Below are 14,359 nucleotides of genomic sequence, written 5' to 3' on the forward strand. Positions count from 1 at the left end.
GCCGAGGGTCCACGCGGCCGGCGGCCCACGGAATCTCGTGGCAGGCGGCTAAGAGCGCCACGCGGGCCGGCGGCTCAGGGGGCCACGCGGCCGGCGGCGTTGAACGCGGCGTGCGTCAGCGGCATCAGCCCCGCCCAGAAGGCCTCCATCTTCTCGGCCACCATCTCGATCTCGCGCTGCGGGAACGACGGCACGCTCGCACGCTCGTCCTTGGTGCGCAGGGACAGGAAATGCATCAGCGACCGGGCGTTGCAGGTGGCGTACATCGAGGAGTAGAGCCCGACGGGCAGGACGGCCCGGGCGACCTCCCGCGCGACGCCGGCCTCCAGCATCTCGCGGTAGGCGGCGTAGGCGGCGCGATAGGACCGCTCCATGGCCTCGGCCACCAGCTTGTGCTGGTCGTCGTCCCCTTCGACGAACTGATAGCGCCCCGGCTTCCCCTCTTGCACCAACTTCCTCTCCCGTCCAGGAATATAGAAATCTGGCGCAAGCTCCCTATATCTCCCACTTTCCTCGTTATATGACCAGCCGGCCCTGTGGCGGTGGAATTCGCGGAAGACCATGATGGGCGCGTGGACGAAGAAGGTCATCGAGTTGTGCTCGAAGGGGCTGCCGTGGCGGTCGCGCATGAGGTAGTTGATCAGGCCGCGTGAGCGCTCGGCGTCCTGGCCGACCGTCTCGAGGGACTGCTCGCCCGCCGTGGACACCCGGGCCGCCCACACCACGTCGGAGTCGGCGGCGCTGTGCCTGACGAGCTCCACCGTCACCTCGCCGAGAAATCGCACCGGGCCCCGCCTCTCCCCCGTATTCGTGGCCGCCCACATCGTAGTGCAGGGGAAAGCGCAGGTGAGGCCGGTCAGGTGATGTCGCGGCGCAGGGTGGTGACCGAGGCGACGGCCGCGAAGGCCAGGGCGTAGCCCAGCAGCAGAGCGGCGCCGCCCCAGGCCGGCAGGTAATGGCCGCCCAGCGGCGCCGCCACCCCGTAGACGGCCTGCGCGGCGCCGCCGGGCAGCCACTTGCCGACGCTCGGCAGCAGCGCCACCAGCAGGTTCTCCAGTACGTACACCCAGCCGACGCCGACGACGATGGCGGCGACCTGGTTGCGCAGCAGCGAGCCCAGGGCCAGGCCGAGGATGGTGTACAGGGCCATGGCCGCGACCACTCCGGCGCACAGGCGCGCCACGTCGCCGCCGATCAGCGAGAGCGCGCCGCCCTTGATCAGGATCGCCGGGACGCCGGCCGCGAAGGTCAGCACGATGCCCGCCAGGCCGAACATCACGCCCACCACCGCGCAGGCCAGCAGCTTGGCGGCGACCACGCGCGCGCGGCGCGGGGTCACCAGGAAGGTGTGGGTGATCGTCTGGAAGCGGTACTCGCCCGTGATGAGCAGTGTGCCGATCACGAAGGAGAACACCAGGCCGACGCCCGCCTGGCTGAACAGGTTGAGCGCCCCTCGCGGCTCGGTGATGGGAGGGGTGCCCTGCTGTCCGGAGAAGACGCTCAGCACGACCACGCCGATCGCGGTGAAGCCCAGCGACAGGGCGAGCATGCCCCAGACCATGCGGGTGGTGAAGACCTTCTGCAGCTCGGCCCTGACCAGCCTCGTCATGACGTTCCCCCAGGGGTCTCGGTCTGGACGGGGAGCGCGTCCCCGCCGGGCGGAGGGGCGGGGTCGCCGGTGAGGTCGAGGAAGACCTGTTCGAGGTCCGAGCGCTGGCCGACCAGCTCCGACAGCACGACCGCCTCCTCCAGCGCCGCCCGGCCGACCACCTCGGGGGGCACGCCGCGGACCAGCAGCACGCCGCTCTCGGGGGACTCCACCGTGGCGCCGGCCTCCTCCAGGCGGGGGCGCAGCCGTTCGGCCTCCGCCGCAGCCACTCTGACGCCGTGGTCGCCGGAGGTGAGCTCCGACAGCGCGCCCTGTCTGATCATGCGGCCGCGGGCGATGATGACGATGTCGTCGACCGTCTGCTCGACCTCGGCCAGGACGTGGCTGGAGACCAGCACCGCGCATCCCCGGTCGTCGGCGAGGAACCTCAGGAAGCCGCGCAGCCACTGGATGCCGGCCGGGTCCAGGCCGTTGGCCGGCTCGTCGAGGATGAGGATCCTGGGGGCGCCCAGCAGGGCGGTGGCCAGGGCGAGGCGCTGGCGCATGCCGAGGGAGAACCCGCCCACGCGCTTGCCGGCCGCGTCGGCGAGACCCACCTGGTCCAGTGCCTCGCCGGCGCGTGCCGGCGGCAGCCCGGCGGCCGTGCACAGCACCCTGAGATGGTCGCGGGCGGTGCGTCCGGGGTGGAAGTTGGTCGCCTCCAGCACCGCGCCGACCTCGGTGAGCGGCGCGGCCAGGTCGGCGTAGCGGCGGCCGCCGATGAGGGCCTCGCCGGAGTCGGGGGTGACCAGGCCGAGCAGGCAGCGCAGCGTGGTGGTCTTGCCGGCGCCGTTCGGGCCGAGGAATCCGGTGACGGTGCCCTGCTCCACGGTGAAGGAGACGTCGTCGACGGCGCGGACCGCTCCGAACGACTTGGACAGGCTGCGGATCTCTATCGCGGACATCAGGCCCGATTATCGGGCGAGTTGATCGACGCGCATAGCGGTTCGGCCGGATATACGCCACAACGATATGGAACGCCTACAGCCGGTACACCCGGCGGGCGTTGCCCGACCCGATCATGTGGGCCACGCGGGCGGCGTCGGCGGCGCTCCACTCCCCCTCGCGCAGGCGCGCGGCGAGCGCTAGGGCCAGGCCGCGACGGAAGTACAGGGCGCCGAGGTGGCACATCTCGGCGACGCCGCGGCAGTCGGAGCTGAACATGAGCTTGTGGTAGGGCACCAGCTCCAGCAGCTCTCCAATGATCGCCGCCGACCCCGATGCCGTGGAGGTCGGGGCGAGGCCGACGTCCACGTACAGATGGGGGTACACGCTGGCCAGGTAGGCGGCCTGCCGGTGGTAGGGGTAGCAGCGCAGCAGGATGACCGGGACGCCGGTCGGCCGCAGCGCGCGGAGGAAGCCGGTCATCAGCGCCGGGTCCGAGCGGTGCGGGCCGATGCCCAGGCTGCTCGGGGGGCCGCCGTAGCCGGTGTGCACCTGGAGGGGCAGCCCCCGTTCGCGGGCGATGTCCACCGCCGTCCAGAGCAGGTGGCGCAGCAGGTCGGGGTCGGTGAGCGGGCCGCCGGGACCGGCCAGGCGGCGGGCCGCGGCGGCGATGACGGCGCCGCGGCTCGGGCGTGAGGGCGCGAAGTCCAGGCCGCAGCGGTGGGCGAGGACCGTCTTCAGCCCGACCGCCCGCGCGGCGCGCGCGGCGAGGCGGTCCTCTAGGGCTTCGAGGTAGCCGACGCAGGTGAGGCCCTCGCGGGCGACGTCCTGCTCGACGCGCTCCAGGCGGACGATCTCGTCGGCGGCCGCTCCGCCGAGGCGTCCCATCTCGGCCACCGACAGCAGGTCGCCGCCGCCGTGGCCGGGGTCCACGAGGAAGGCCACGACCCCGGCGGCGCGCAGCAGGCGGGTGTTGGCCTCCCGGGCGCCGAGCTCGGCCCGGCGGGCGAGGTAGACGGCCGCCGGGACGTGCGGTTCCAAGTCCAGGACGGGGGCGCACCAGCGGCGGATGGCCGTACCGACCGGGGTGTCGAAGTGGGTGGTGCCGGGGGGCGCCGGGGTGGCCGCCTCGGTGATCAGCAGCTCGAACCGGGCCCGCGTGAGGTCGTCGCGGCGCACGCCGTGGCAGTGGTGGTCCACCAGCGGGGCGAGCAGCGCGTCCCGCACGGCGTCCGGCACCCCGGCGGCCGGCGTGCCGGGCTCCCAAGACGCCGGCCGGCCGCCCGCCGCCGGAACAGGGACCGGAGACGCCGCCGGCGCGGGGGCCGGACGCGCCGCCGGTACGGGGAGGGGAAGAGGTGGGAGGACCGGCAGGGTGTCGTTCTGGTCCATCGGCCACCTCGCCCCGCTCGTCGGTCCCCGCGGCGCCGCCGGAATGCGCCGGGCGGGCCGGACGGCTTCCCGCCCAGCCGCCCGGCCCGCGCCGCCTGTGGACTCTACGGCCGGGGCCGGCCACCGGCTCCAGGTTCGTCCCGCCCTTTACCCAACTCCGGCACAGCCGCGACCCGGCGGCGCGGGCCGCGGCTCCGGCGGGGTCACCGCCGGCAGAGCCTCAGCACGTTGGCGATGATGCGGGCCCCGGCGCCGCCCTCGGCGGTGAGGATCGACTCGGGGTGGAACTGGACCCCGAAGCGGCGGTTGAGGGTGTCCTCGACGGCCATGACGGCCCCGTCGGGCGTGAGCGCGGTCACCGTGAACCCCGTGACCCCCGGCTGCTTGGCGTGCAGGGAGTGGTAACGGGCGGCGACGAACTCGGGCGGCAGGCCTTCGAGCAGGGCGCTGTCGCCCACGCGGGCGACGCGGCCGCGCTTGCCGTGCTCGGGCTCCGGCAGCAGCGACAGGCTGCCGCCGGCCTGCTCGACCATGGCCTGCAGGCCCAGGCACACCCCGAAGACGGGCAGGTCGCGGGCGTACAGGGCCTCCACCAGGTCCGTGCAGCCGAAGTCGGACGGCCAGCCGGGGCCGGGCGAGAGCACCACCATGTCGGGCGCGATCTCCTCCAGCATGGCCAGGGGGAAGCCATGCCGCAGGGTGATCACGTCGGCGCCCTGCTGGCGGAAGTAGTCGGCGAGGGTGTTGACGAAGGAGTCCTCGTGGTCGACCAGCAGGACCTTCATGCCCTGGCCCGCCCGCTCGCGCTCGCGGGCGCGGGGCGGGGCGGCCCGGGGCGCGCCGACGGCGGCGAGGGCCCCGAGCAGGGCGCTGGCCTTGAGCTCGGTCTCGCGCTCCTCGGCGGCCGGGTCGGAGTCGAACAGCAGCGTCGCGCCCGCGCGCACCGTGGCCACGCCGTCGCGGATCTGGGCGGTGCGCAGGGTGAGGCCGGTGTTCATCGACCCGTCGAAGCCGAGGTAGCCGACGGCGCCGCCGTACCAGCGCCGCGCGGTGGCCTCGTGGTCCTCGATGAACTGCATGGCCCAGGTCTTGGGCGCGCCGGTGACGGTGACGGCCCACATGTGGGTGAGGAAGGCGTCCAGGGCGTCGAACTCGGGGCGCAGGCGGCCCTCGATGTGGTCGACGGTGTGGATGAGCCGGGAGTACATCTCGATCTGGCGGCGGCCGATCACCTGGACGGTGCCGGGGACGCAGATGCGGGACTTGTCGTTGCGGTCGACGTCGGTGCACATGGTCAGCTCGGACTCCTCCTTCACCGAGCTGAGCAGGGTGCGGATCGCCTCGGCGTCCTCGACGGGGTTGCTGCCGCGGGCGATCGTCCCGGAGATCGGGCAGGTCTCCACCCGGTCGCCCTGGACGCGGACGTACATCTCGGGGGAGGCGCCGACCAGGTGCTCGCCCTCGCCGAGGTTGAACAGGAACTCGTAGGGGGCGGGGTTGATGAGGCGCAGGCCCCGGTAGAAGGCGGCCGGGTCGGCGCAGGGGGCGTGGAAGACCTGGCCGGGGACCACCTCGAACAGGTCGCCGCGCCGGAACTTCTGCTTGGCGGCCTCGACGACGGCGGCGTACTCGCCGGGTGCGGGGTTCGGGGGCAGGGCCGCGGGGGCGGACGGCAGCGGCAGCGTCTCGCCGGTGCGCCGCAGGCCGCGGGTGGAGACGCCGTCGACGGTGAACTCGTAGAGGTACTCCCGGCTGGTCTCGCGCTTGCGGTCGATGACCATGACGCGGTCGGGCAGGTGCAGGACCAGGTCGCGCTGGTCGTGGGCGCGCTCGAGCGCCTGCCTGATGGGCTCGAACTGGAAGGCGAGGTCGTAGCCGAAGGCCCCGTACAGCCCGAGGTGCTCGTCGTCGCCGGCGAAGGCGGCGATCACCTCGCGGACCGCGGTGAACACGGTGGGGCGGCGGCTGCGCATCTCCTCGGGCAGGATGTCCTCGGACTCGGCGACCTCCACCTCGACGTGGTCCAGGGTCGGCTCGGTGGTGGTCTTGCCCGCCGCCAGCAGGCAGGAGGTCACGGCGGGCAGCACGACGCGCCCGCGCTCGTTGAGGGCCCGGGCCGAGATGCGGCGGCCGCGGGCGACGATCTCCAGCACCGGGTCGACGTAGGCGAGGTGCCACCGGCTGTACCGGCCGGGGTATTCCATGCCCGAGGACAGCACGCCGCCGCGACGCTCGCCCAGGGAGGAGACGACCTCCTCCAGCACGGACTCGGGCACGTCCGCGGTCGTGACCTCGACCTCGATGCCGCCCGCGGTGGTATATCCGCTCGTGTCCACCTTGCCTCGCCCTTCTCATTGTCAATAGGCCCCGGGCGGGCATGAAATCGGCCGCCTCCCGGGGCGGCCGTGGGTAAAGAATGCGAAAAATCGCGCCGCCTATGAGCGGCGCCACCACCGAGCAGGTGAAATGGTTCGCATGGCTGAATGCTAGCGGCACGCGGGGGCGCACCGCCAGTTGTCGGCGGCATGGGCGCGCCGCCCGTTCGCGCGGGCGGGTGACCTGCGTCACAGCGAGTCCCGGCCCATAGCACTAGCATGTTACCAGGGAGTAAAGCGCTGCTTACATCTATCGGGGTAGGTCTCCCTTACATCGAGGAGCGCGCATGGGCAGGAATCCGTACCGGGTGGTCGTCCACAAGGACCTGCGGGTCCCCATGCCCGACGGTGTCCTGCTGCTGGCCGACCGCTACATCCCGATCGGCGTGAGCGCCCCGCCGACCATCCTCATCCGCTCCCCCTACGGCCGGCGCGGCCTGTTCGGCTACGCCTACGGCCGGGCGTTCGCGCGCCAGGGGTTCCAGGTGATCCTGCAGAGCTGCCGGGGCGGGTTCGGGTCCGGCGGTGAGGCGTCCCCGCTGGACGAGCAGGACGACGGCCTGGCCACAGTCGAGTGGATGCGCGCCCAGCCCTGGTACGGCGGCAGCTTCGCGATGCACGGGCCGAGCTACCTCGGGCACGCCCAGTGGGCCATCGCCCCGTACGCGGGCCCCGACCTGAAGGCGATGGCCACCCAGGTGACCGCCTCCCAGTTCCGCGACGCCGCCTACGTGGGGGGCTCGTTCGCGCTGGAGGCCACGCTGAGCTGGAGCACGCTGACCGCGATGATGAACGGCCCGCTCGCCGGCGCCGCGGTGTTCTTCGCCCCGCGCCGCACCCAGCGCGCCGTCCTGTCGGGCCGGCCGCTCGGCGAGCTGGACAGGCTCGCCGCCGGGCGTTCGCTGCCGTTCTTCCAGGAGGTGCTCACCCACCACGCCGACCCCTCGGTCCCGTTCTGGAAGAAGCGCGACTTCTCGGCCACGGTGGGCGAGGTCGACGCGGCGGTGACGATGACCGGAGGCTGGTACGACGTCTTCCTGCCCTGGCAGCTGAAGGACTACGCCGCCATGCGCGCCGCCGGGCGCCAGCCGTACCTGACGATCGGGCCCTGGCACCACGCCGACGTGCGGCACGGGCGCATCGCCAACCTCGACGCGCTGGCGTGGTTCCGCGCCCACCTGCTCGGCGACACCACCGGTCTGCGCGCCAGCCCGGTGCGGGTGTTCGTCACCGGCGCGGGCGAGTGGCGCGACTACCGCGACTGGCCGGTGCCCGGCATGCGACAGGTGCGCTGGCACCTGCAGCCGGGACGGGCGCTGGCGCCGGCCAACCCGGCGCAGTCCGGCCCCGACCGCTACCGCTACAACCCCGCCCGCCCCACTCCCGTCGTCGGCGGGCCGACGCTGCTCGGCAACTCCGCGCCCCGGGACAACCGGCGCCTGGAGGCGCGCTCGGACGTGCTGGCCTACACCGGCGAGGCGCTCGGCGAGGACACCGACCTGATCGGCCCGGTGACGGCGGAGGTGTACCTGCGCTCCAGCACCGAGCACACCGACCTCGTGGTCCGCGTGTGCGACGTCCATCCGGACGGCACCTCGCTGAACGTCTGCGAGGGTGTACGCCGCCTGGTGCCCGGCACGCCCGCCACCGACGACGAGGGCGTGCGCCGGGTCGAGGTCGAGCTCTGGCCGATCGCGCACCGCTTCAAGCGGGGGCACCGTGTGCGGGTGCAGATCGCCAGCGGCGCCTACCCGCGGTTGGCCCGCAACCTCGGCACCGGCGAGCCGCTGGGCACCGGGCACCGGGCGGTCCCGGCCGACCAGGAGGTCTTCCACGATCCCGCGCACCCGTCGGCGATCGTCCTCCCCCACCTGCCGCCCTGAGACCGGTATACCTGGGCCGGAAGCCGGGATATCGGTCACAACCCGGCTTTCCGTCACCGGCCTCGAACCACCGCCGACCGGACCGCCTGACAGGTTGTCACCACTCGGCGCGCCAACAAGTCCGTTCGGCGATTCGTGATCCGCGCGACCGCCCGGCGTAATTACGCTTACCGGTCAACCGAATGACTAGCCCCATCAGGCTAGTCACGTCTCTCTTCTCCCTAGGAGAGTGCGTTGACCACGCCACCTAGCGATCAGCGCCCGGTCCGCGGCGATCGCAGCCCGTGGAACTGGCTGCTTCTCGTGCCCATCGTGATACCGCTGATCCCCGCTTTGTACAACGCGGACGAGCCGCGCCTGTTCGGGTTCCCGCTGTTCTACTGGCTGCAGCTCGCCTTCATCATCCTCGGCGTCTCCGCCACGACCATCGTGTACCAGACGGGCAAGAGGAGGGACAGGCGATGAGCGGCCACGTCACCGAGATCGTCGTCTTCGCCGTCCTGTTCCTGGTCGTGAGCGGCATGGGGTTCGTCGCGGCCCGCTGGCGGCGGCCGGACAACCTGGCGAGCCTGGACGAGTGGGGGCTGGGCGGCCGCAAGTTCGGCTCGTGGGTCACCTGGTTCCTGGTGGGCGGCGACCTGTACACCGCCTACACGTTCGTGGCCGTCCCCGCGCTGCTGTTCGGCGCCGGGGCCACCGGCTTCTTCGCCCTGCCGTACACGATCGTGACCTACCCCCTGGTGTTCCTGCTCCTGGTCCGGCTGTGGTCGGTCGCGCACGTGCACGGCATGGTGACCCCGGCCGACTTCGTGCGCGCCCGCTTCGGCTCCCCCACCCTGGCGCTGCTGATCGCGATCACCGGCCTGGTGGCGACGATGCCCTACATCGCGCTGCAACTGGTGGGCATCGAGGCGGTGCTGAAGACGATGGGCGTCACCGGCGACCTGCCGTTGATCATCGCCTTCGCGATCCTGGCCGCCTACACCTACCAGTCGGGACTGCGCGCGCCCGCGCTCATCGCGTTCGTCAAGGACTCGCTGATCTACCTGGTGATCCTGGTGGCCGTCTTCTACATCCCCACCCGGCTCGGCGGCTGGGGCTCGATCTTCGACGCGGCCCAGGCGAAGTTCGCCGCCACCCCGGCGCCCGGCGACGGCACCCTGCTGAACCCCAACAACCAGCTGCAGTACGTCACGCTGGCGCTCGGGTCGGCCATGGCGCTGTTCCTGTACCCGCACAGCGTCACGGGCGTCCTGGCGGCGCGCAACCGCGGCGTGATCAAGCGGAACATGTCCGCGCTGCCGGCCTACAGCCTGCTGCTCGGCCTGATCGCCCTGCTCGGCTACATGGCCATCGCGGCGGGGATCAAGCCGATCACGGCCAACGGCAAGGCCGACGTCAACACGATCGTGCCGCAGCTGTTCGACAAGATGTTCCCCGACTGGTTCGCCGGCGTGACCTACGCCGCCATCGGCATCGGCGCTCTCGTCCCCGCCGCCATCATGTCGATCGCCGCGGCGAACCTGTTCACCCGCAACATCTACAAGGAGTACATCAAGCGGGACGCCACCGACGCCCAGGAGGCGGCGGTCAGCAAGATCGCCTCGCTGGTGGTCAAGGTCGGCGCGGTGCTCGTCATCCTGCTGATCGACCCGCAGTTCTCCATCGACCTGCAGCTCATCGGCGGCGTGATCATCCTGCAGACCCTGCCGTCGGTGGCGCTCGGCCTGTACACCCGGTGGTTCCACCGGGGCGGCCTGATCGCCGGCTGGGTGGCGGGCATGGCCGCCGGAATGCTGATGCTCTACAGCATCCCCAACCCGGCGACCAAGCACGCCCACTTCGGCGGCTCGGCCTACCCGCTGGCGAACCTCGGTCTGGACACCAAGATGACGGTCTACGCGGGCTTCCTCGCCCTGCTGGTCAACGTCCTCGTCGCGGTCGCCGGCACCCTGATCGCCCGCGCCGCCAACCTGGCCGACGGCCCCGACGCCACCAAGCCGTCGGAGTACTACGCCGACGAAGGCGACCCCCGCGTCCACGAGGTGGAACTCACCGGCTCCCACTGACCCCCAGTCTCCGCGACCGCATGCCCGGCCCCCCACAGAGGCCGGGCATGTCCGCGACCACGACCCGAGCGTGGTGCTCATGGGTGGCGTCGCGTCCTTCGGGCGGACCCGTGACGGCCGAGTTCCTTGGCCGGCTCGCCCCTTGTCCGCCCGGTAGGGTGCTCGCGCGGCTCCAGCCAGAAGGGGCGGAAGCATCCCCTGGACTGATCGGTTCCCAGGGTCGATGTGGTGGCGGGGAGCGGTCCGTTCTCCTCCGCCCATTGTCGATGGTCATCGTGGAGGGCTGTACGGATGGTGGCGCGTTCACGGTCGAGAAAAGCCTCACTGCTGGCAGTCGTGGTCGCCGGCGTCACCATCTGCGCTGTCGGGTGCACTCCCATGGGCACCACCTGGTTGTTCTCGGTCGACCCCGGCCGGTCTCGGCTGGTGGTCGTGAACGCGTTGGCCGTCGCCAATCCCGATTACCGCGTGCCGTTCGAGACTCTCGAGCCCGAGGTGGTCGAGACGAACATGACGGGCGTGTCCATCTCGGTAGCGCTCGAGCAGCGATCCCCATGGCCGGAGGGCGCCTCGTTCCGCGCCATGTGGGACTACCGGCTGAAGTTCGGATATCTCGGCAGCGTGACCATGCCCCCGTTGCGGCCGTGGCGGATGACGGGGGCGCTCGAGGCGCTCGCCGTGGACAACACGGATCCTGGCGATCTGGACCTCGTCGAATCCCAGCTCAAGGGCATAGGGCCCCGGACGGTCGTCAGTGCCGTCGTGAAGCTGCGGGAACCGATGACGGAGGAGGCCGCGGCCCGGTACTGGCCGGACGGGTTCGACGTGGTTCTGCTGTCCCCCGGAGAACACGGAGGAAAGCCCATCTCCTGGGATTCTTCATCCTGCGCGGTCAGAGGATTCGACTCATGCGGATTCGGTGCCCCCGGGACGCTGGTGCCGAAGTTCCGGCAGTGGGTCTCGCTTCTCAAGCCAGGTGATCAATCCGTCTTGCGGCGATTCGGGCTGGACCTTGGCGAGCTCCGCTCGCGCGCGAGAGAGGGCGTCCTCTACGGGTTCGTCGTGAGCGGCTTTCCTGAGGAACTCCGCAAGAGGCTGATCCACCAGCCCGACTTGAAGGCCATCGAGATAGTGGACGCGATCCCGTCCAACTAGAGGCCCGGATTCCGGCGGACCGGGTGGTTCCAAGGGTGTTCAGCCGGAACGGCCGGTGGTCGCCGGGTCGGCGGAGTCGGAGTCGTCCGTGTCCTCGGCCGCCGTGCCTGCGCTGGACGGCTCGCGGAAGGTGCTGGTCAGTGTGGCGAGGACGGCGGTGGTGAGGGTGTCGACGACCTGGGAGCGGTCTACCTGGGGGTGTTCGAGCCACCAGTCGCCGGTGGTCTGGACCATGCCGACGAAGGCGTGGCCCAGGATCTGGGCGCGCACCGGGTCGGCGACGGTGCCGTCGGCGGCGATGACCGCGCCGAGCTCCTCGCCCAGGTTGCGGACGATGGCCGCCATGTGGGTGTGGGTGCGGCTGTCCTCGGCGCCGGCGCGGTGGAACAGGAACCGGTAGAGGTCGAGGTTGGCCGAGATCATGTCCAGGTAGGTCTCGATGGTGGCCCGGGCGCGGACGCGCAGGCCGGCGCCGGCCTTGGCGAACCGCGGCCGCAGCAGCTTGACGACACTGCGCACGTGGCGGTCGGCCAGCGCCTGGTACAGGCCGCTCTTGTCGCCGAAGTGGCGGTAGAGGATCGGCTTGGTGATTCCCGCCTCAGCGGCGATCGCGGCCATCGAGGCGTGCGGGCCTTCACGACGGATCACCCGGTCGGCGGCGTCCAGCAGCGCCCGGCGCCGGTCCGGATCTCGCCCGACGTTGCCCGCCACGGTCGCCATGCCGGAAAGCATAGGGCCACTTCACCGTCACGTACCGCTGCCGGGGGAACCCGTCCGGCGGGCGTCCTGCCGGACGCGCCCGGTCCCCTGTCGCGTACCACAGCGTGATACCTGGCCGATATGGCATGGATCATTCCGATAGTGTGCCGCTCTCTGACCTTGCTGGAGGTGGAAGGTGGCCGAGCCTGGAGCACCGGAGGTGCCGGGCTACGAGGTGGTCGGGGTCCTCGGGCAGGGCGGCTTCGGCGTGGTGTACCGCGCACGGCAGCTGGCCGTGCGCCGCGAGGTGGCCCTCAAGGTCGACAACCGGGTGCTGCTCTCCGAGCGCGACCGGCGCCGGTTCATGCGCGAGGTCAGCTCGGCCGGGGCCCTGTCGGGCCACCCGCACGTCGCCGACGTGTACGACGCCGGGGTGCTCACCGACGGGCGCCCGTACATGGTGCTGGAGCTGTGCCCGGGCGGGTCGCTGGCCGACCGGCTGCGCGCGGAGGGTCCGCTGAGCCCGGCGGAGGTGCGCGACATCGGCGTGCGCATCGGCGACGCGCTGGCCGCCGCGCACGCGGCCGGGGTGCTGCACCGCGACGTCAAGCCGGCCAACATCCTGGTCAACGGGTACGGCCTGGTGGCGCTGACCGATTTCGGGCTGGCCGCCGCCGCGCACGCCGACGGCGACATGTCGGTGACGCGCGAGTCGCTCACCCCGGCCTTCGGGCCGCCGGAGGCCTTCGAGCTGGCCGCGCCGAGCCCGGCCGGGGATGTGTACTCGCTGGCGGCCACGCTGTACGCCCTGCTGAGCGGCAGGCCGCCGCGCTTCCCCGAGGGTGGCGTGGTGAACCTCGCGATGATCATGGCGATGCACCGGCGGCCGATCCCGGAGATCCCCGGCGTGCCGGCCGAGCTGACCGCCGTACTCCGCGCCGGGATGGCGACCGACCCGCGGCTGCGCATCCCCTCGGCGGCGGCCCTGCGGGACGCCCTTTCGGCGCTCCCCGCGCGGCTCCTGCCGTCCACCGGCTCCCGTGGCGCGGCGCCTACGGGACACGGCACTTCCCTGCCCCACTCGGCCCCGGGCGAACGGCCGTCCCACTCGTACGGTCCGGGCGCCCGTCCGGGCCCGCCCGTACCCGGCGTCCCGGATGGGGGGACAGGCCCCTCCGGCAGGCCGGAGATGACCGGGCCAGGGACGCGCGCGCAGGCCACCGGTCCGGACGGCAGGAGGATGGAGGCGACCGGACCGCGCGGCGGGCCTGACGGGCCCGGCTCTCGTGGACGGGCCGACGCGTCCGGGCCACGCGGCCGGGCAGACGCTTCCGTGGCGCGCGGACGTGACGCGCTGGCGACGATGCCTCCGCCGAAGCAGCACGCGCAGACGGGCCTGTACCTGGCGGTGGCGGGCGTGTTCGCGCTGCTGCTCACCGCCGGGACGGCCATCATGATCTGGGAGGGCCGCGACCCGGGCGCCACGACGCCGTCAGGGCCGAGCGGCGCGGCCGGCACTCCGGCGGCCGCTTCGCCCGCCTCGACCGGCGTGCCGGCGGGCGGCGCGTTCGGGAGGGTGGCGACCACCACCGTCTCCTGCGCGGCGGCGGCCGTCCCGGGCGCGAACGCGGCCTGCGGGCGCGAGGCGGAGTGCTGGGGCGGCATGGTAGTGATCACCGGTGACGTGTCGATCAAGCGCCGGGGCTGCGAGGAGGCGCACACGTGGGAGACCTTCGCCGTCGCCCCGCTGCCACCTGACGGGGTGACCGCCGATCTGTCGGAACTGGAGAAGCACCCGGTGGTGAGGAAGCTGTGCTCGCTGCCGGTGCTGCTGCGATCCAGGTACGGGGCGGCCAGGAACATAGCCGCCGGCAAGTGGATGGTCTCGGCGCTCCCGCCCAGCCCCGAGGCGTTCAAGGAGGGCGTCCGGATCTACCGCTGCGTGGGCGCCCGCCTCGGCGACGAGCGTCCGGGCACCTACTTCCGCCCGCTGAGCTGAGCCCGTGCCCGCCGCGCTCCCCCGGCACTCCCCGGCGTGGCCCGCCGCCGGGCACGGACTCGGCTCACCATGCCTGTCGCGGCCGGACTCCGGCCGCGACAGGCACATCGGGCAGGGACATCGCGGGCACGGGCGGCGGCCGGCGGGAGCGCCATCGCGGCGCGGGGTGCGAACCCGATCACCGCTTCGCCGACCGCGAGTCCGGTGACCGCTCATGCCACGCCGGTCGCGGGTGAATGCGGGAAATCCCTGGA

General features: G+C 72.3%; 11 protein-coding genes. 5 read left to right on the plus strand and 6 right to left on the minus strand.

Annotated features, from left to right (window positions below; all coding sequences use genetic code 11):
- Positions 1–74: 74 nt before the first annotated feature.
- From thyX to ACWEN6_RS29435, 5 genes are all read right to left on the minus strand, one after another.
- Positions 75–785, minus strand: a complete 711-nt coding sequence (gene thyX, locus ACWEN6_RS29415) for an FAD-dependent thymidylate synthase (RefSeq protein ID WP_354920687.1) — start codon at positions 783–785, stop codon at positions 75–77.
- Positions 786–856: 71 nt separating this feature from the next.
- A complete protein-coding gene (locus ACWEN6_RS29420) occupies positions 857–1,609 on the minus strand; it encodes an ABC transporter permease (protein WP_354920690.1) in 753 nt (250 codons plus the stop codon).
- Positions 1,606–2,553, minus strand: coding sequence for an ATP-binding cassette domain-containing protein (locus ACWEN6_RS29425; protein ID WP_354920693.1), 948 nt, complete (start codon positions 2,551–2,553; stop codon positions 1,606–1,608). Before ACWEN6_RS29425 ends, ACWEN6_RS29420 begins: the two co-directional genes overlap by 4 nt.
- Before the next feature lie 76 nt (positions 2,554–2,629).
- On the minus strand, positions 2,630–3,925 hold the full coding sequence (locus ACWEN6_RS29430; protein ID WP_452574731.1) for an amidohydrolase family protein: 1,296 nt from the start codon (positions 3,923–3,925) through the stop codon (positions 2,630–2,632).
- Between the two features lie 203 nt (positions 3,926–4,128).
- Positions 4,129–6,261 (minus strand): anthranilate synthase component I, encoded by a 2,133-nt coding sequence (locus tag ACWEN6_RS29435; RefSeq protein WP_452574733.1) that lies wholly within the window; start codon positions 6,259–6,261, stop codon positions 4,129–4,131.
- A gap of 326 nt (positions 6,262–6,587) precedes the next feature.
- Here ACWEN6_RS29435 and ACWEN6_RS29440 point away from each other — a divergent pair, with 326 nt between their 5' ends.
- The 4 genes from ACWEN6_RS29440 (at position 6,588) to ACWEN6_RS29455 (ending at position 11,407) form a co-directional block, all read left to right on the plus strand.
- Complete coding sequence (locus tag ACWEN6_RS29440) at positions 6,588–8,183, plus strand: CocE/NonD family hydrolase (protein WP_354846587.1); 1,596 nt, start codon at positions 6,588–6,590, stop codon at positions 8,181–8,183.
- Positions 8,184–8,417: 234 nt separating this feature from the next.
- Positions 8,418–8,648: a DUF3311 domain-containing protein gene (locus ACWEN6_RS29445; RefSeq protein ID WP_354846590.1), complete on the plus strand. Its 231-nt coding sequence runs from the start codon at positions 8,418–8,420 to the stop codon at positions 8,646–8,648.
- A complete protein-coding gene (gene mctP / locus ACWEN6_RS29450; RefSeq protein WP_452574735.1) occupies positions 8,645–10,252 on the plus strand; it encodes a monocarboxylate uptake permease MctP in 1,608 nt (535 codons plus the stop codon). The genes ACWEN6_RS29445 and mctP overlap by 4 nt, the downstream gene beginning before the upstream one ends.
- A 378-nt stretch (positions 10,253–10,630) precedes the next feature.
- Entirely contained in the window at positions 10,631–11,407 is a 777-nt protein-coding gene (locus ACWEN6_RS29455) for a hypothetical protein (protein WP_452574736.1), read from the plus strand.
- A 39-nt stretch (positions 11,408–11,446) separates the two neighbouring features.
- On the opposite strand, the gene ACWEN6_RS29460 is transcribed toward ACWEN6_RS29455, so the two are convergent.
- Positions 11,447–12,127 carry a TetR family transcriptional regulator gene (locus tag ACWEN6_RS29460; protein ID WP_452574738.1) on the minus strand — a complete coding sequence of 227 codons (681 nt, stop codon included), beginning with the start codon at positions 12,125–12,127 and terminating at the stop codon, positions 11,447–11,449.
- 175 nt (positions 12,128–12,302) lie between these two features.
- On the opposite strand from ACWEN6_RS29460, the gene ACWEN6_RS29465 reads away from it, so the two are divergent.
- Positions 12,303–14,105, plus strand: coding sequence for a serine/threonine-protein kinase (locus tag ACWEN6_RS29465; protein WP_452574740.1), 1,803 nt, complete (start codon positions 12,303–12,305; stop codon positions 14,103–14,105).
- Positions 14,106–14,359: the final 254 nt, after the last annotated feature.

The organism is Sphaerisporangium sp. NPDC004334 (assembly GCF_053602655.1).

Bases quoted from the DNA above. Each gene is read 5' to 3' on its own strand.
- ACWEN6_RS29420 (WP_354920690.1), bottom strand. From the start codon at position 1,609: ATGACGAGGCTGGTCAGGGCCGAGCTGCAGAAGGTCTTCACCACCCGC.
- ACWEN6_RS29425 (WP_354920693.1), bottom strand. From the start codon at position 2,553: ATGTCCGCGATAGAGATCCGCAGCCTGTCCAAGTCGTTCGGAGCGGTC.
- ACWEN6_RS29430 (WP_452574731.1), bottom strand. From the start codon at position 3,925: ATGGACCAGAACGACACCCTGCCGGTCCTCCCACCTCTTCCCCTCCCC.
- ACWEN6_RS29440 (WP_354846587.1), top strand. From the start codon at position 6,588: ATGGGCAGGAATCCGTACCGGGTGGTCGTCCACAAGGACCTGCGGGTC.
- mctP (WP_452574735.1), top strand. From the start codon at position 8,645: ATGAGCGGCCACGTCACCGAGATCGTCGTCTTCGCCGTCCTGTTCCTG.
- ACWEN6_RS29455 (WP_452574736.1), top strand. From the start codon at position 10,631: ATGGGCACCACCTGGTTGTTCTCGGTCGACCCCGGCCGGTCTCGGCTG.
- ACWEN6_RS29460 (WP_452574738.1), bottom strand. From the start codon at position 12,127: ATGGCGACCGTGGCGGGCAACGTCGGGCGAGATCCGGACCGGCGCCGG.